12 protein-coding genes are annotated in these 17,586 nt (G+C 32.5%); 6 read left to right on the top strand and 6 right to left on the bottom strand.

Annotated elements, in window-relative coordinates:
• The first annotated feature begins 2 nt into the window (after window positions 1-2).
• A complete protein-coding gene (locus tag KO504_RS12200) occupies window positions 3-1,292 on the top strand; it encodes a hemolysin family protein (RefSeq protein WP_215927215.1) in 1,290 nt (429 codons plus the stop codon).
• A 107-nt stretch (window positions 1,293-1,399) separates the two neighbouring features.
• Window positions 1,400-3,547 carry a peptidylprolyl isomerase gene (locus KO504_RS12205; RefSeq protein ID WP_215927217.1) on the top strand — a complete coding sequence of 716 codons (2,148 nt, stop codon included), beginning with the start codon at window positions 1,400-1,402 and terminating at the stop codon, window positions 3,545-3,547.
• An 87-nt stretch (window positions 3,548-3,634) separates the two neighbouring features.
• On the opposite strand, the gene KO504_RS12210 is transcribed toward KO504_RS12205, so the two are convergent.
• Together KO504_RS12210 and KO504_RS12215 are read right to left on the bottom strand one after the other, a co-directional pair.
• Window positions 3,635-4,564: a GYDIA family GHMP kinase gene (locus KO504_RS12210; RefSeq protein ID WP_215927219.1), complete on the bottom strand. Its 930-nt coding sequence runs from the start codon at window positions 4,562-4,564 to the stop codon at window positions 3,635-3,637.
• Between the two features lie 21 nt (window positions 4,565-4,585).
• The gene (locus KO504_RS12215; RefSeq protein WP_215927220.1) at window positions 4,586-5,959 is read right to left on the bottom strand and encodes a hydroxymethylglutaryl-CoA reductase, degradative; all 1,374 of its coding nucleotides are present in this window, start codon (window positions 5,957-5,959) and stop codon (window positions 4,586-4,588) included.
• Window positions 5,960-6,142: 183 nt separating this feature from the next.
• On the opposite strand from KO504_RS12215, the gene KO504_RS12220 reads away from it, so the two are divergent.
• From KO504_RS12220 to KO504_RS12235, 4 genes are all read left to right on the top strand, one after another.
• A complete protein-coding gene (locus KO504_RS12220) occupies window positions 6,143-8,320 on the top strand; it encodes a S9 family peptidase (RefSeq protein WP_215927222.1) in 2,178 nt (725 codons plus the stop codon).
• Between the two features lie 207 nt (window positions 8,321-8,527).
• Window positions 8,528-10,051 carry a peptide MFS transporter gene (locus KO504_RS12225; RefSeq protein ID WP_252723688.1) on the top strand — a complete coding sequence of 508 codons (1,524 nt, stop codon included), beginning with the start codon at window positions 8,528-8,530 and terminating at the stop codon, window positions 10,049-10,051.
• 34 nt (window positions 10,052-10,085) lie between these two features.
• Window positions 10,086-12,200, top strand: a complete 2,115-nt coding sequence (locus KO504_RS12230; protein WP_215927226.1) for a peptide MFS transporter — start codon at window positions 10,086-10,088, stop codon at window positions 12,198-12,200.
• Window positions 12,201-12,283: 83 nt separating this feature from the next.
• Complete coding sequence (locus KO504_RS12235) at window positions 12,284-12,835, top strand: thioredoxin family protein (RefSeq protein ID WP_436840198.1); 552 nt, start codon at window positions 12,284-12,286, stop codon at window positions 12,833-12,835.
• A 4-nt stretch (window positions 12,836-12,839) separates the two neighbouring features.
• Here KO504_RS12235 and KO504_RS12240 read toward each other — a convergent pair whose 3' ends face one another.
• From KO504_RS12240 to surE, 4 genes are read right to left on the bottom strand one after another with little or no spacing between them, the layout of a single operon-like run.
• Window positions 12,840-14,870: a ComEC/Rec2 family competence protein gene (locus tag KO504_RS12240; protein WP_215927228.1), complete on the bottom strand. Its 2,031-nt coding sequence runs from the start codon at window positions 14,868-14,870 to the stop codon at window positions 12,840-12,842.
• 36 nt (window positions 14,871-14,906) lie between these two features.
• Complete coding sequence (locus tag KO504_RS12245; RefSeq protein ID WP_215927230.1) at window positions 14,907-15,416, bottom strand: C40 family peptidase; 510 nt, start codon at window positions 15,414-15,416, stop codon at window positions 14,907-14,909.
• A 10-nt stretch (window positions 15,417-15,426) separates the two neighbouring features.
• Window positions 15,427-16,545 carry a lipid-A-disaccharide synthase gene (gene lpxB, locus KO504_RS12250; protein WP_215927232.1) on the bottom strand — a complete coding sequence of 373 codons (1,119 nt, stop codon included), beginning with the start codon at window positions 16,543-16,545 and terminating at the stop codon, window positions 15,427-15,429.
• Between the two features lie 25 nt (window positions 16,546-16,570).
• Window positions 16,571-17,344 (bottom strand): 5'/3'-nucleotidase SurE, encoded by a 774-nt coding sequence (surE, locus tag KO504_RS12255; RefSeq protein WP_215927234.1) that lies wholly within the window; start codon window positions 17,342-17,344, stop codon window positions 16,571-16,573.
• Window positions 17,345-17,586: the final 242 nt, after the last annotated feature.

Below are 17,586 nucleotides of genomic sequence, written 5' to 3' on the forward strand. Positions count from 1 at the left end.
CTATGACTGCTGATATAGTCATAATTATAAGTACACTAATACTTTCTGCTTTTTTTTCTGGTATGGAAATCGCATATGTCTCTGCGAATAAAATTCATATTGAGTTAGAGAAAAAACAAGGTGATTTTCTAGGGCAAATCTTAGGTAAACTTACAGCCAAACCTTCCAAGTATATTGCTACAATGCTTATAGGTAATAATATTGCCTTAGTTATTTATGGCTTTAAAATGGGTGATGTCCTTGTGCGATGGTTTAATACGATGTTACCTTCTGATAGTGCTGCTTTAAACTATTTATTTAATGACTTACAGCTGTTAACACAAACTGCAATTTCTACTCTGGTTATTCTATTTACTGCAGAGTTTTTGCCAAAAGTGTTTTTTCAAATCTATGCAAATACCTTATTAAAGGTTTTAGCATTTCCTACCTATATATTCTATGTGCTGTTTTCTTGGATTTCAGATTTTGTTATTTGGATTTCAGATGCTGTTTTAAAATATATATTTAAAGCAGAAGGAGAAGATGTTGTATTAGCAATGACTAAGGTTGAGTTAGGAAACTATATTACAGAACAAATGGAATCGGTTGAGAACCATGACGATGTAGATAGTGAAATTCAAATTTTTCAGAATGCTTTAGAGTTCTCAGATGTGAAAGCTAGAGAGGTTATGGTACCTCGTACAGAGATTACTGCTGTAGATATTTCTGAGTCTTTAGAGAATTTGAGGCAGTTATTTATAGATTCTGGTAGAACCAAGATTATTGTTTATAAAGATAGTATAGATGATATTTTAGGTTATGTACATTCTTTTGAATTGTTTAAAAAGCCAAAATCTCTAAAATCTATAATTATTCCGGTAGGTTTTGTTCCTGAAACAATTCTGATTAAAGACGTTCTTAATATTTTAACTAAAAAGCGTCGTAGTATGGCTGTGGTTATTGATGAGTATGGAGGTACCTCTGGAATTATGACCGTTGAAGATATTATTGAAGAATTGTTTGGAGAGATTGAAGATGAGCACGATACTATTGAAATGGTTGAGGAACAAATTAATGAAAACACCTATAAATTTTCTGCAAGGTTAGAGGTTGATTATATTAATGAAACCTATAAAATAAATCTTCCAGAAAGTGAAAATTACGAAACCTTAGGTGGTTTAATTGTTAATGCTACTGAAGAAATTCCACAAGAAAATGACGATGTGCAAATCGATAACTTCAAATTTACAATTACAGAAGTGTCTTCAACAAAAATAGATGAAATCATCTTAAAAATACTTGAAGTAGATTAATGCATTTCTAACACTCATAAAAACTGCACTTCTCCTTTTATTATTTACAATAAAATACTATTTTCGCAGACTTATTTACACCAAAATTATACTATACAAAAAAGACTATGGCAGTTTTAAATAAAATTAGACAACGCTCACTGGTATTAATATTAGTAATCGCATTAGCGTTATTCGCATTTGTAATTGGAGATTTATTCAAAAACTCTGATGCCCTAACAGGTAGTTCGCAAGATGTTGTTGCTACTATTAATGGTACAGATATCAATCGTGCAGAGTTTCAGCAAAAAGTAAAGAACTATCAAGAGAGAGCAGGTGGAAGACAAACGTCTACACAAGCTATGAATGCAATTTACAATCAAGAGCTTCGTAGTATTGTTTTAAAATCTGAGTTTGAAGAATTGGGATTGTCTGTTGAAAAAGACGAAATGAGAGATTTATTGAAAAATAGTTTTTCTTCTTATCCAGAGTTTCAAGATGAAAACGGAAACTTTGATGTTAACCGTTTAAATGCTTTTATTTCTAACTTAAGAGATCTAAATGGTCAAACTGCGCCATTAGGTAACTTTATGGTTAATTATGATAGTTGGACAAATAATGAGCAGACTATTGCTGCAAATGCAATTCAGCAAACGTATTATAACATGATTAAAGCTGGAGTTAGTACAACTATAGCAGAAGCACAAGAAGAGTATTTTGGTGATGCAAAAACGATAGATGTTCGTTATGTGCAAGTTCCTTATACAACAATTGCAGATAGTTTAATTGACGTTTCTAAAAGTGATATTCAAGCGTATATGAATAAGCATAAGGATACGTACGAAACAGATGCAACTAGAGAGGTTATATATGTTGAGTTTAAAGAAGAGGCTTCTAAAGCTGATGAAGATAAAATAAAAGCAGACCTATTAGCTTTAAAAGCTGATAAAACAGAATACAATGAAAGCAGTAAGAATACTGAAACAATTCCGGGATTTGATTCAGCTTCAGATATTGAAGAATTTGTAAACTCTAATTCAGATATCAAATACAATGACTCATTTTTAAGAGCAGATCAATTACCAGCTGTAGCTAAGGATACTTTAATTAAATTAAATGTTGGTGATTATTATGGTCCATATAAAGATGGCGAATACTACAAGTTATCTAAAGTTATTGCAAAAAAGCAAATGCCAGACTCAGTAAAAGTTCGTCATATCTTAATTCCTAATGTTGGTGGTACAAGAGCAGATGCATCTGTAACAAAGACGCCAGAAGAAGCAAAGAAAACGGCTGATAGTATTTTAGCTAAAATCAACAGTGGAACTAAATTTATGGATTTATTAGAATTATCTTCTGATAAAGTAAGTAATGAGCAAGATGGTGAAATTGAATTTGATTACAAAGCAGGTATGGCACCAGAATTTAAAGCTTACGCTTTTGATAACAAAGTAGGTGATGTAGATGTTGTTCAAACATCTTTTGGATATCATGTGATTGAAATCTTAGAGCAAAAGAGCTTTAACCAAACTGTAAAAGTTGCAACTATAGCAGATAAAATTGAGCCATCAGATCAAACACTTCAAGATGTGTTTAATAAAATGTCTAAGTTTGAAATTGCTTCTAAAGATGGTGATTTTAATGCTTTAGCAAAAGAACGCGAATTAACAGTTAAGCCAATTACATTTAATGAGCTTGATGAAAACATACCAGGTTTAGGAAGTCAGAGAGAAGTAGTGCGTTGGGCATTTGATGATGATACTGATACTGGAGAGTTTAAGAATTTTGCAATATCTAATTTCGGATTTATTGTTGCTAAATTAGTTGAGAAAAAAGAAAAAGGTTTAATGAGTACAGAAGATGCTTCTATTACTGCACTACCAGAAATAAGAAAAGAAAAGAAAGCGAAAATGATTCGCGAAAAGATAACTGGAACAACATTAGCAGATATTTCTAAAAACCAGGGTCAGAGTATAAAGACTGCTGCAGCTATCACAATTAAAAATACAACTTTATCAGGAGCTGGTGTTGAGCCTAAAGTTGTAGGAGCAGCATTTGGATTAGCCCAAGGTGAAACGTCTAAGCCAATTGATGGCGAAAAAGGAGTTTATGTAGTTGAGGTAACTAAAGTGAACGAAGCAACAAAATTAGACAACTATACTGCTATTATGAACAGGTTAAATACTGAACGTAGAAATAAAGTACAGACTAAAGTTTTTACAGCTTTAGAAAATGCAGCAGAAATAGAAGATAATAGAGCTAAGACCGTTTATTAATCGACTTTAACTAAATTATTTAAAAAGGCTTAACAGAAATGTTAAGCCTTTTTTTATGAGTACACCTTTGGTTATTATGTATGTCATTTATAAAACGATGTCTGTATAAGGAATAACAGTCTCAAATCCTTTAGTATTAAAATAAGATGTAGGATTGTCTTGAGAAGCCACTAAAACGAAATCACCTCCCCAAGCCCCTAAACTTTTTATTGCGCCTTTAAAATCTATAAATAATCGGTCTTTAATAGGAGTTTGTTCTATAAGGTTAGCAATGATATGTTCATGAGATTCAATTAGATTTTTAAATTCTAAAAACGAATTACATTTAATCATTTCTTCTGTAATAGCATTGAGCTTTGCTATGCTGTCAGTGTTAATTTTACCTAATGTTTTATAGGCCGATATACCATCTCTACTATTTTGTTTTTGGTTGAGATATACAAAATAGAGATGCTGTTTAAATTCTGGGTGAAAATTTACAGGTTTTACTAGAGGGCTTTGTTTAGGTTGTAGCTGAAATGTAATAGGAGTCTCATTTTGAGCACAGGCAATATCATATCCACTACCGCCAAAAGTTTTTTCGAGTAATTTATAGGCATCAACATTTGCCCAAATAGCTATATTGTTAATTAAGGTAGAAGAGGTGCCTAATCCCCAAAGTCTATTAAAATCTTGATAAGTGGTAATATTGTAACCTTGGTTGGACGCTAAAAACTCAGGATTTAAGTTTTTAGTCGCTTTTAAAATTTGTAATAAACGTGCTTTGATGTCATCAGCAGGCTTATTTTTTTGAATACTAACGGTAATCTCATCATAAGTAATTGAGCATTGAAACCAAATTTCTTCAAGTTCATTAAAACTCTTCCAATGTATTAGATTAGAATGATTTGGTTCAATAACCAAACTCTGTCCATATTTAGTAGGAATAGCTAAAGCTTTTGCTCCGTCTAAAACAGCGTATTCAGCTGTGAGTAATAATTTTCCGTTACTTCTATATGTTGTAGCCTTTGGGTTCAAAGTTTTGGTTTTAGGATTTCTCTACGCTCTTATGTTTTTTATAGCTTCAACAACAGCGCTATGAGTAACGACATTAGTTTTAAAATGTTCAACAAGTTTTATTTTTTCATCATCTGTAGCTTCAAACTGATTTAGAATATTCATCAAATGCATTTTCATATGACCTTCTTGTATCCCAGTAGTGGTTAAAGATTTTACAGCACCAAAATTTTGAGCCAATCCTGCAACAGCAACAATTTTCATTAGGTCTTTTGCAGTTGGTTTCTGTAGCATCTCTAATGAGAATTTGACTAAAGGATGTAAACTCGTTAAGCCACCAACAGTTCCTAAGGCTAATGGGATTTCAATCCAAAATTTAAAAATATCATCAGTAATTGAACAATGTGTTAAGCTAGAATAGCTGCCATCTTTTGCAGCATAGGCATGTACTCCAGCTTCAACAGCTCTAAAGTCATTTCCGGTAGCTAAAACAACGGCATCAATACCATTCATAATACCTTTATTGTGTGTTACGGCTCTAAAAGGTTCTATTTCTGCAATATTAATGGCCTGTTTAAATTTTTGTGCAAATTCTTCAGGATTAGGAATATCTTTACTTTTTAAATCTTCTATTTTACAAGATACTTCAGCGCGTACTAAACATTGTGGGACATAGTTAGAAAGAATGCTCATTACAACAGAAAGATTTTTCTCTTCAGCATTAAAATCATCAAACTTCAACGCTTCGTTTTTAAAAGTTGTAGCAAACTGCTCTAAACAGGTATTGATGAAATTGGCTCCCATCGCATCCAGAGTTTCAAAAGTGGCATGTAGCTGGTAATAATTAGGTAAATCTTGAGATTTGTTTCGTAATTGAATATCTAATATACCACCTCCTCGGCGTTCCATACTTTTAGTCATGGAAGCTGTGTCACTAATGAGTTTAGGTTTTACATGTTTAAAAAAGGCTTTAAGTTTGTTAAAATCGCCTTTATATATAAAATGAACTTGACCAATTTTTTCGGTAGATAATACTTCGGCTTTAAAACCACCGCGATCTAGCCAAAACTTAGCAGCTTTACTTGCGGCAGCAATAACAGAGCTTTCTTCAATTGCCATTGGGATGGTGTAAGTGGTCTCATTAATTAAGAAATTAGGAGCAACACCCAATGGTAAATAGTAATTAGTAATGGTGTTTTCAATAAATTCATCGTGTAACTTTTGAAGTTTATCGTCTGAGTTCCAATACTGTTTTACAAGTGCTCTTGCATTATCTTTATCTGTGAAATACGTGTTTAAAAGCCATTCGATCTTTTGGGATTTAGAAAGCTTAGAAAAGCCAGAAATGGTATTTGGCATGTTGGTTCTTATTTTTGAAAAAACAAAGATACTAGGATTGGTGTAAAATGTGTGCATAAACCATTGTAAATGCCGATTTACTGTTAATAATAGCGATTTTTTGCATAATTTTTAGTAAACTTGGCATTGCTTTATTAAAACATAAAATTTATAAATTGAGCATGCTAAAAATGTTATCGCACAAAAGAATGATTAGTAGCGAATCACGTGCAACTTTTTATAAATAATAAATACATATACATGAAATTAAGACACCTTGCAGCTGTTTTTTGCTTTTTAATGACCTCTTTCGTTTTTTGTCAAGAAAAACAAATCACACTTCAAGATATTTGGAGTGGGACTTTTAGAACAGAAGGGATGCAAGCCTTACACTCAATGTCTAATGGAAATCAGTATTCAGTGTTGAATTTCGATAGGCAAAGCAGAACATCCACCATAGATATTTACGATTATAAAACTTTAGAAAAAGTAAAAACCTTAGTGTCTTCAGCTGATATTTCTGAGATTCAAGGTTTTTTTGATTATTCATTTAGTGAAGACGAATCTAAAATAATTCTAACTACAAAATCACAACCCGTTTTTAGACGCTCTACGTTGGGTGAATATTATATTTATGATGTCGCATCAAAAAAAGTGACTAAAGTATCAGAAGATTTAGTCCAAGAACCAACATTGTCGCCAGACGGAACTAAAGTAGCTTACGGATTTGAAAATAATTTATTTGTAAAGGATTTAACATCTGGAAACGTAGAACAGTTAACTACAGATGGCGAAAAAAACAAGATTATTAATGGTATAACGGATTGGGTTTACGAAGAGGAATTTAGCTTTGTTAGAGCTTTTGATTGGAATACAGATAGCAATCAAATTGCATTTATAAGATTTGACGAGTCTGAGGTTCCTGAATTTTCTATGGATGTTTATGGTTCAGATTTATACCAAACACAACATGTTTTTAAATACCCAAAAGCAGGTGAAGCAAACTCTAAAGTGTCTTTACATCTGTACGATTTAGATTCTAAAAAACTAACAGAGTTAAGTGAAGATAGGCCTGATGATTTTTATATTCCAAGATTAAAATGGACCAATGAGGCTAATGTTTTGAGTGTTCAGTTTATGAACCGTCATCAAAATGAATTAGAACTTTGGTTGTTTGATACCAAGGATAAGTCTATGACTAACGTATTGAAAGAAAAAGATAAAGCTTATATAGATGTGACTTTTAATTTAACGTTTTTAAAGGACAACAGTTTTATTTGGACAAGTGAGTTAGATGGTTTTAATCATATTTATCATTATTCAAAAGAAGGAACATTAATAAATCAGGTGACTAAAGGCACTTGGGAAGTTACCAATTACTATGGTTTTAATGAAAAAGCGAATACTATTTACTACCAATCTACAGAAAATGGTTCTATAAATAGAGATGTATACTCCATACAATTAAACGGGAAAAACAAAAAGCGTCTTACTAATAAAACTGGAACAAATAGCGCTTCATTTAGTGCAGATTTTACATATTTTATTAATACGTTTTCTAGTGCAACAGTACCGTATGAATATACTCTGCACACTTCAAAATCTGGTAAATTGATAAAATCTATTAAAGATAATAGAAGTTTAGCAAAACAATTAGAAGGCTATATCATGTCTAAAAAAGAGTTCAGTACTATTTCTGTAAATGGTAACGATTTAAATATGTGGACTATTAAACCTAAAGATTTTGATGCCAATAAAACCTACCCTTTGTTTATGTACCAATATTCTGGACCAGGCTCACAACAAGTGGCTAACCGTTGGAATAGTGCAAACGATTATTGGTACCAAATGTTAGCACAGCAAGGTTATATTGTGGTTTGTATTGATGGTAGAGGTACAGGGTTTAAAGGTGCAGCTTTCAAGAAAGTTACTCAAAATGAATTGGGGAAATACGAAGTCGAAGACCAAATTGAAGCGGCAAAACAATTAGGTGAATTGGATTATATTGATGCTGAAAGAATAGGGATTTGGGGATGGAGTTATGGAGGTTTTATGAGTAGCAATGCACTATTGAAAGGGAACGATGTTTTTAAAATGGCTATAGCAGTCGCTCCAGTAACGAGTTGGAGGTTTTATGATACAATTTACACCGAGCGTTATATGACTACTCCGCAAGAAAACCCGAGTGGTTATGACGAAAATTCTCCAATAAATCATGTAGATAAATTAAAAGGAGATTATTTATTGATTCACGGTACAGGCGATGATAATGTTCATGTACAAAATACCATGCGAATGGTTGAAGCTTTAATTCAGGCAGATAAGCAATTTGAATGGATGATTTATCCAGATAAAAATCACGGCATCTATGGTGGAAACACTAGATTACATCTCTATAAAAAGATGACAGATTTTATTCATCGTACATTGGGTGAGTAATTAGATTAAGTAAGCGCTTATGTGAGTGAAAAAAGGAACTAATCTGCTTTCTTACAAAAGCAAATTATGAGAAGAAAATAAAAATTTGATTTAAAAAAGAATAAACTAACTAACTGAAATTTTATAAACCTAAAAATTAAACTTATGAGCCAAGAAAATGATCCGTCTTTAATCAAGCATCTCAAAAAGCAAGGTATTGATGACTCTATGGTAATGGGACATCCTGCAGGATTGTTCGTGTTGTTTTTTACAGAAATGTGGGAACGCTTTAGTTACTATGGAATGCGAGCACTGTTAACGGTATTTTTAATAACAGAAATTGGCAAAGGAGGCTGGGAATGGACAAATGCTGATGCAATGCAGTTGTATGCTTGGTACACAGGTTTGGTTTATTTAACACCACTTTTAGGAGGAATATTGGCTGATAAATTTACTGGGTTTAGAAAAGCAATCTTATTAGGTGCATTAATTATGACTTTAGGACATGCTTCTATGGCTTTTGAAGGTGTAAGCCCTAATTTTTTCTACGCAGGACTTGTAATGATGATTTTAGGAAATGGTTTATTTAAGCCAAATATTTCATCAATGGTAGGAAATTTATATCCAGATTCAAGTTCTAAAAAAGATGCTGGTTATACTATTTTTTATATGGGTATTAACGCTGGTGCTTTCTTAGGTATGTTGCTTTGTGGATACATTGGAGAAAAAATAGGATGGCATTATGGATTTGGATTGGCAGGTGTATTTATGCTTTTCGGTATGTTACAATTCTATTTTGGGCGTAATATATTTGGTGTTGTTGGTGAAACACCTAAAAAACAATTTGAAGCAGAGTTAGATAAAATTGTAGATGATGAAGATGAAATAGAAACACCTGCTCATATTGTAAGAGATAGATTAGTGGTTGTTGGTGTGTTAATGGTAGCTAGTATTTTCTTCTTCTTTGCTTTTGAGCAAGCAGGTGGATCTATGACGGTGTTTGCAAAAGATTATACTCAGAGAGTTTTAGAAGGTAACTCAGGTGTTATTTTTAAATGGATAGATGCTATTTTAACTATTTTTCCAATTATAATAGTGTCTTGGGTACTATATGGCTTAGGAAAGAAAATATATAAGACGTATCCATTAACAATTATTTTCACTGGATTATCTTTTGTGATTATTTGGTTTTTAGGTGGTTGGAAAGTATACAGAGAATTTAGTCTTGAACAGACAGAAGTTACTGTTTCTTGGTTTCAAATTTTGAATTCCTTTTTTATTATCACTTTAGCATCCTCATTTAGTAAAATGTGGGAAAAAGTATGGAATCCTTCTGGTCCAGTTAAATTTGCAATGGGCTTAGCTTTAGTAGGTATCGGGTTTGTAGTTTTATCTGTAGGTTCTAATAGTATCCCTCAAGGTGCAACTAGTGCATCTGTAAGTATGGTATGGTTAATAATGGCCTACTTTTTTCATACAACGGGTGAATTGTGTTTGTCACCAGTAGGACTGTCTTATGTTTCTAAATTGTCGCCTAAACGTTTAGCAGGATTGTTGTTTGGACTTTGGTTTACAGCTTCTGCAATTGCCAACTTCATTGCCGGAATGACAGGGTCGTATATTGATCAAATCTCTCAGAAATATTCGATGTCTACCTTTTTCTTAATTATTGCAGCAATACCTATTTTTGCAGCAGTGATTTTATTGATTTTAAATCCGAAATTGAAGAAAATGATGCATGGAATCAATTAATTATTGCAACTAATTATAATCTATCCTATATATAATGAATACAGACATCGAAAATTTATTTAAAGATAAAGTTCTTGGTCATCCGGCAGGACTTTTTGTATTATTTTTCACCGAAATGTGGGAGCGTTTTTCGTTCTACGGTATGCGTGTGTTATTGGTGAATTTTCTTACTATGGCAGCTATTGGCTACAATCCAGGTTGGGAATGGACGGTTGAAAATGCAGGTGCACTTTTCGGAACTTATGCCATGTTACTATATATTACACCGATTATAGGTGGTTGGCTAGCAGATAAATATACAGGCTATAGAGCAGCAGTTATTATTGGATCTTTAATTATGACGGCAGGTCATGCCTCTATGGCCTTAGAGACAGAGTTCTCATTATACTTTGGTTTGTTTCTATTAGTTGTAGGAACAGGTTTCTTTAAGCCTACAATGACGTCTATCATTTCTGATATGTATAAAAAAAATCCTGAGAAAAAAGATGGTGCTTATACTATTTATTATATGGGAGTAAATGCAGGGGCGTTTTTTGGGATGATGTTGTGTGGGTATTTAGCAGAAAAAGTTGGTTGGGCCTATGGTTTTGGTTTAGCTGGAATTTTTATGCTTTTAGGAACTATTCAATTTTGGTTGGCAGGACCATTATTTGGGAAAATAGGAGCAAAGCCATCGGAACAGCACGAAGTAGAATTGCCACAAAATATTAACGAAGAAAGTGTTGAAGTTACAGAAGAGACTCAAGAAGAACGTCCTAATCCTTTTACAACTTTAGATAAAGTGCTAATCGTTATTTCATCGATCATTGGTCTTGGTTATGCTATTAACGACCCAATGTCTAAAATTGCAGGTATCGATATGTTTGCATTTTTACAAGTAGGCGATTTTGAAGGGCAATACACAGCCGTTCTATTTGCTCTAGCTTTATTCTTAGTACTTGTAATTGGAAGAATAATGCGTTATACAAGAGTCGTTAGAGATCGTATGATTGCCTTTATCATTTTTGCATTTTTTACAGTATTTTTCTGGATGTCCTTTGAGCAAGGAGCATCGTCTTTAGTGATTTTTGCCCGAGATAATGTGGACAGAATGTTAAGTGGTAGTGCTGCAACATTCTTTAATATTGTAAATACCTTACTTACGGTTATTCCTTTAATTATTATTTCTTATGTGTTATTTATCCTATGGAAGAAAACATTTAAGAAAATACCAGGTTCTAATATTGTATTGGTGGTTTGTTTCTTATTAATGTGGGGAATTGTAGGTTGGATGTTAAATAGAGATTATAACACTGTAGCTTATGACGTGGAATACTCTGCAATTGAAAAACCAGATTTAGACGAAAATGGAAAACAGAAGGTAGATGAAGAAGGTAAAATGAAATTTATTTACATTCCGGTTTCTGAGAATACCAAATCTGATCCAAACCATAAAGTAGTAACCCGAACGACAAAAATAGCAGAACCATTAACATTTACTATTGGTGATAAACTAAATATTACCCCTAAAAATAATGATGGATCTGAGTTTGGCTTCTTAGATGATGTGCGTCTAGAAATGACAAAACAAAAAGGAGTAGAGCTAAATAGAGATAACGGTGTTGTAGCTGCAACCATTACCAAAGTAAGAGATAAAGAAGTGGAGATTACGGTATCTTGGTTTAGTATTTTAAATTCATTTTTTATTATTGTATTTGCCTCATTCTTTTCTAAGTGGTGGGAAAGTAAATACAATCCGAGTGCAGCTACCAAATACGCTTTAGGACTATGTACCATGGGTCTAGGTTTTGGTTTGTTGGCTTTTGGAGCTTTTGGTCTTGTGGAAGGCGTTAAAGTGAGTATGGTTTGGCTTATTTTGGCCTACTTATTCCATACGCTAGGAGAGCTCTGCTTATCGCCTGTAGGCTTGTCTTATGTCAGTAAATTGGTGCCAGGACGAATGATTGCCTTAATGTTTGGTATGTGGTATTTAGCCATTGCAATTGGTAATAAACTAGCCGCTGTTGTTGGTGGCCAAATTGAAAATATTACTAAAGAATATAGTTTGTCTACATTCTTCTTAATATTTACCATTGTACCAGTTATTGCAGGACTAATAATATTCGTTTTAAATCCTGTGTTGAAAAAATTAATGCATGGTGTTCGTTAACAAAAACCGTTAAAAACATATAAAATGCTCCTGTTTAGGAGCATTTTTTGTAAGTTCGACTCACTATTTGCAACAAAACAAATATGATGAAAAAAATAATTTTAGGATTAATAGCTGTTTTTGCTTTATCATGGACAGCAATGGCACAAGAGATTAATTGGGTAACCTTAGAAGAGGCTTTAGAGCTTCAAAAAAAAGAACCTAAAAAAATATTTATGGATGTATATACCAACTGGTGTGGTCCATGTAAAATGTTAGATAAAAATACGTTTCAGAATGCAGATGTGGCTGCTTATGTTAATAAACATTATTATGCGGTAAAATTTAATGCTGAAGGTAATGAAGAAGTAACTTATAAAGAGAATACATTTGGAAATCCAAATTACGATGCCACAAAGGCGAATAGAAGAAATAGCGCACACGAGTTTTCTAGATATTTGCAAATTAGAGCTTATCCTACTATGGTGTTTTTTGATGAAGAAGGAGGTGTAATTTCTCCTATTCAAGGCTATCTAAAGCCGCAACAATTAGAATTGTATCTAAAGATATTTCAAAGTGATAAGTATAAAGAAATGACTACGCAAGAACAGTTTAATGAATATTACAAATCATTTGAGCCAACCTTTAAAGAATAAAAAGTTATTCAATTATAAAAGCTCCCTTTTCGTTAGTTTGATGGAAAGGGATTTTTTTATGCCTACAAGTCGCTTTCCAACGTTTTAAATAAGATTTGTAATTGCTTGCATCTGCAATGATTAGTTGTGGTTTTAGGCTGTCAATTACTCTGTTGAGATTGAGCTTTGGAGAATTTCGTAATAAGATATAATTGGGCTGAAAAGTAATGCCTTTATAGATGCCCAAACTATCTATGGCTAGAATTACCTTGTCTTTGTATTGGTAAACAGATTGTAAACTGTCAGAAATTATAAAGTTTAACGATTCACCTATTTTATAATTCTTTATTGCATAATCTGATTCTAGTTTTGTAGAATCTAAATTATGATATATGGTTAATTTTTTATGTTGTTTTAGGCCAATCACTGTTTTACGACTTTTATTAAATATAACGAAAGCGTCGTTTTGAATTTTATATTTGTTGTAAAAGTTAACTCCCTGAAGTATAATTATAGCAATTAAACTAGTTGCTGTCCATTTAAAATTTCTGAATTTGTAAAGCTGGACTAAGCCTACAATTATTATATAACAAACAATAACTTGAGGCATTGTAAACGGAATATCTCTAAATAGAAAGTTTTCAAATTGAGCTACCCAAGCTATGAATCCATTTAAACTATCAATTATAAAACTATAAATAGAGACTATAGAGCTATGAAGCATATTCATAAGAGCGAGAGCAATAACAAGCAATCCCAATCCGAGTATTATCCCTAAAAACGGAATGACAACTAGATTTGAAATAAAAAACAAACCAGGAAACTGATGAAAATAAAACAAACTAATTGGTACAACTCCTGCTTGAGCAGCTAAAGTAACTGTAAAAATTTGCCAAGGTTTATCTATAATCCAATATTTGGGTTTCCAAAGTTTATAAATAATAGGTTGGATACTTACAATTCCAAGTACAGCTAAATAACTCATTTGAAATCCAACAGCAAACAAAAATGTAGGTTCAATCAGTAATATCCAAAATGCAGAAATGACCAAAGTATTATAAATATTTGTCCGTCGTTTTAGGTGCATGGCAATACTAATAATGCTAAACATTGTTACTGCTCTTGTAACAGATGGAGATAAGCTAGCAATAACTGCAAAACTCCATAGTATAATGACTAAGACAAAAGGTCTGATAAAATGGCCATACTTAAGATAGAGTAGTGGTTTAAATAATGCATTTAAGATCCATAAAATAAGACCTACATGTAAGCCTGAAACGGCTAAAATGTGAATGGTTCCTGAGTTGACATAATTATTATATATTGTTTTGTCAATTGTTTGTCGTTGGCCTAATAACAGTGCATTCATAATACTAAGCACTTCATCTTCAAATCCGGCTTTAGCTAGATTAATATTGATTTTTCTTCGCAATGCATCTGCATAACCATATATGGTAGATTTAGAATCAGATAATTGTAAAATAGTTGTAGAATTTAGATATAATTGATGGTGTACCTGTTGTAGTTCTAGGTACTTATTATAATCAAATTGATGAGGGTTTAATGGTTTTTGAATTTGTTTTAATTCTGAAGAAGTAAAGAAAATGTCATCAATACTTATGTGTTTTTGAATACTGTCGCGCTTAATATTAATTAATAAACGACCTATTGCTGTTTTATCATTAAATGATTTTATGGTTGCAATATATTTATCGTTATAAGCATCTGGTTTTAGACGTTCTTTAATTCTAAAAACAATAGTGTTATAGTTTTCAGAAGAACTTAAATTTGTGTAGTGTTGTGGCCTTAATTTTTCGTTTTGGATATTGTAGGAGGTCATTCCAACTCCTGTCATACATAGATATGCTACAATTCCAAAAAGAGGAGAGCGGTTAATTTTTGATTTTAACATTAACCAATAAATGCCAAGTAAACTTACTAAAGCAATGGTTGCATATAAAACATATTGGAAATTCAATTTTAGATGATGAGCTAAAAGAATCCCAACGGCCAAACAAATGGTCAGTTTTATTATGGTAAAATTTAGTAACTTCATGATTATGAGTTACTAAGATAAAAATAAAAAATGTAATTACAGCACGCGTCTTGCCTGTACAAAAGAGTAATACCAATATTTTTCAGCTAACGAAGAAATCATAACACCTCTACTGCTCGAGGCGTGAAGGAATTCAACATTTCCTGTTCTTACATTGGTTACAATACCAACATGATTCACTTTTCTACTGTTTTTATTAGTAGCAAAAAACACTAAATCTCCAACATTAACTTCTTTTAAGTCTATCCAATCTCCCGTACTTTTAAGTCCAGATGTGGTTCTTGGTAAGGTAACATTGTATTTTTTATAACTCGTGTAAATTAAACCAGAGCAATCCATGCCTTTTTTGGTAGTGCCGCCATATTTATAACGTGTGCCATCAAAGGTCTTGGCATATTTTACAATGGTTTCTGCTTCGGCAGAAGGTTTTGTTTTGGTATTAACTTTTACAGTATGGGTTTGGCTTTTTTTACTAGAGTATGATTTTTTAGATTTACAGCTACTTACAAGTAAAATAAGGCATATAAGTGTAATTGTTTTTTTCATTTATTCTTTTTTAGTCTTTAGTTTTAACCGCGTCATAAATTAGTTTAGCGGTTTGTGCACTAGCTCCTCGTCCGCCCAATATTTGCTCTAATTCGTAATAATCTAAAAAGAGTTGTTCTCGTTTTTTGGTATCTAAAATAGCAGTTAATTCTTTTTTTAGTCGTGTTTTGTTTAAATCTCCTTGAATGAGTTCTGTTACGACTTCCCTGTCCATAATTAAGTTCACCAGCGAAATATATTTTAAAGTAATAATTCGTTTAGCAATTTGATATGAAATAGCATTAGCTTTATAGCATACAACTTGTGGTACTTTAAATAATGCGGTTTCAAGGGTTGCAGTACCTGAAGTCACTAAAGCTGCCGTCGAAATACTCAATAAATCATAGGTTTTATTAGAAATAAATTTAATGTTTTTCTTTTTAATAAAACTTTTGTAAAACTCGTAGTCTTGACTTGGAGCACCAGCAATTACAAATTGATAATCTTTAAAATCATCAACTAAACTTAGCATAACACCAAGCATTTTTGTGATTTCTTGTTTTCGACTTCCAGGTAATAATGCAATAATAGGTTGGTCGTTAAGATTATGTGTCTTTCTAAAAACGCTGTCATCAACTTGAGGTCTATCTGCAATAGCATCAATTAAAGGATGTCCAACAAAATGAACATCGTAGTTGTATTTTTTGTAGAATGCTTTTTCAAAAGGAAGGATGCAATACATCGCATCTACATACTGCTTTATTTTTTCAACTCTACTTGCTCTAGAAGCCCAAACTTGAGGGGAAATATAATAATGCGTTTTAAAATTAAGTGCTTTTGCCCATTTTGCTATTCTAAGATTAAAACCGGAATTGTCAATAAAAACAATAACATCGGGTTGAAATGTTTCAATATCAGCTTTGCAAAATTTTATTTGACCTAAAACTTTCCTGAGGTTAAGAATCACTTCAGCAAACCCCATAAATTGACGCTCTTTATAATGCATTACCAATTCCCCTCCAACGCTTTGCATGAGATCTCCACCCCAAAATCTGATGTTGGCTTCCTTATCTTGTTTAAATAAGGCTTTCATAAGATTAGAACCATGTAAGTCTCCTGAAGCTTCTCCAGCAATGATATAATACTTCATTTGTTTAAATTAGGTTTGTGTTGTTTTAATCATTCAAGTTCCAAGTATTTAATTTTTGAATGGTGTGGTGCGCTGTTAAATCGAAATGAACAGGAACAACAGAAACATAACCGTGTTCTAAAGCCCATTCGTCCGTATCTTCACCTTTGTCCATATTTACAAATTTACCTGTTAGCCAATAATATTCGCGTCCAGATGGATTAGTACGCTTGTCAAACTCTTCTTTCCAATTCGCTTTTGCTTGTCGGCAAACTTTAATACCTTTTATAGCCTCTTTTTCAAGATTTGGAAGATTGACGTTTAATACAACGCCATCTGGTAAACCATGTTCCAAAACTTGTTTCGTTATGGTTTCTATAAAAGGCTTACAGTGTTCAAAATTAGCATTCCAATTGTAATCCAAAAGAGAAAAACCGATGGCAGGAATACCTTCAATACCAGCTTCTAAAGCAGCACTCATTGTGCCAGAATAAATAATATTTATTGATGAATTAGAGCCGTGGTTAATTCCTGAAACACAGATGTCTGGTCGTCGTTCTAAAATTTCATTTACTGCTAGTTTTACACAATCTGCAGGAGTTCCTGAGCAACTGTATTCGGGTTGTTTGCCATCAATCGTTACTTTTTCCATGTGTAAAGTAGAATTAATGGTAATGGCATGTCCCATGGCGCTTTGTGGACTATCTGGCGCAACTACGACAACATCTCCAATAGTATGCATTACTGAAATTAAGGTTCTAATTCCTGGGGCTGTAATACCATCATCATTGGTAACTAAAATTAAAGGGCGTGCAGACATTTCGTACAAAGAATTAATGAGTTGTAAAAATAGTAAAAAGCTTTGGTTTTATACATTATATCGTGTTTAACAAAAAATTAGTGTCTCGTTTTTTTATGGCACGATTTTTTCATCTATTTTAGTGAAAAATTGAAATCTACTTAAAATAGATATTTAAAATAATAAAAATGAATTGCTTCTTTCTAAAGTTTTTTAATGGAAACTATGAGGTAAAAGCAAAACTCATTTTTACCAAATCAAAC

Origin of the sequence: Winogradskyella psychrotolerans, assembly GCF_018860565.1 — a bacterium.
Classification (GTDB): domain Bacteria; phylum Bacteroidota; class Bacteroidia; order Flavobacteriales; family Flavobacteriaceae; genus Winogradskyella; species Winogradskyella damuponensis.

Coding starts and splice junctions, on each gene's coding strand:
- KO504_RS12215 (WP_215927220.1), bottom strand. CDS start 5,959: ATGCACACATTTTACACCAATCCTAGTATCTTTGTTTTTTCAAAAATA.
- KO504_RS12220 (WP_215927222.1), top strand. CDS start 6,143: ATGAAATTAAGACACCTTGCAGCTGTTTTTTGCTTTTTAATGACCTCT.
- KO504_RS12225 (WP_252723688.1), top strand. CDS start 8,528: ATGGTAATGGGACATCCTGCAGGATTGTTCGTGTTGTTTTTTACAGAA.
- KO504_RS12230 (WP_215927226.1), top strand. CDS start 10,086: ATGAATACAGACATCGAAAATTTATTTAAAGATAAAGTTCTTGGTCAT.
- KO504_RS12240 (WP_215927228.1), bottom strand. CDS start 14,870: ATGAAGTTACTAAATTTTACCATAATAAAACTGACCATTTGTTTGGCC.
- KO504_RS12200 (WP_215927215.1), top strand. CDS start 3: ATGACTGCTGATATAGTCATAATTATAAGTACACTAATACTTTCTGCT.
- KO504_RS12205 (WP_215927217.1), top strand. CDS start 1,400: ATGGCAGTTTTAAATAAAATTAGACAACGCTCACTGGTATTAATATTA.
- KO504_RS12235 (WP_436840198.1), top strand. CDS start 12,284: ATGATGAAAAAAATAATTTTAGGATTAATAGCTGTTTTTGCTTTATCA.
- lpxB (WP_215927232.1), bottom strand. CDS start 16,545: ATGAAGTATTATATCATTGCTGGAGAAGCTTCAGGAGACTTACATGGT.
- surE (WP_215927234.1), bottom strand. CDS start 17,344: ATGTCTGCACGCCCTTTAATTTTAGTTACCAATGATGATGGTATTACA.
- KO504_RS12245 (WP_215927230.1), bottom strand. CDS start 15,416: ATGAAAAAAACAATTACACTTATATGCCTTATTTTACTTGTAAGTAGC.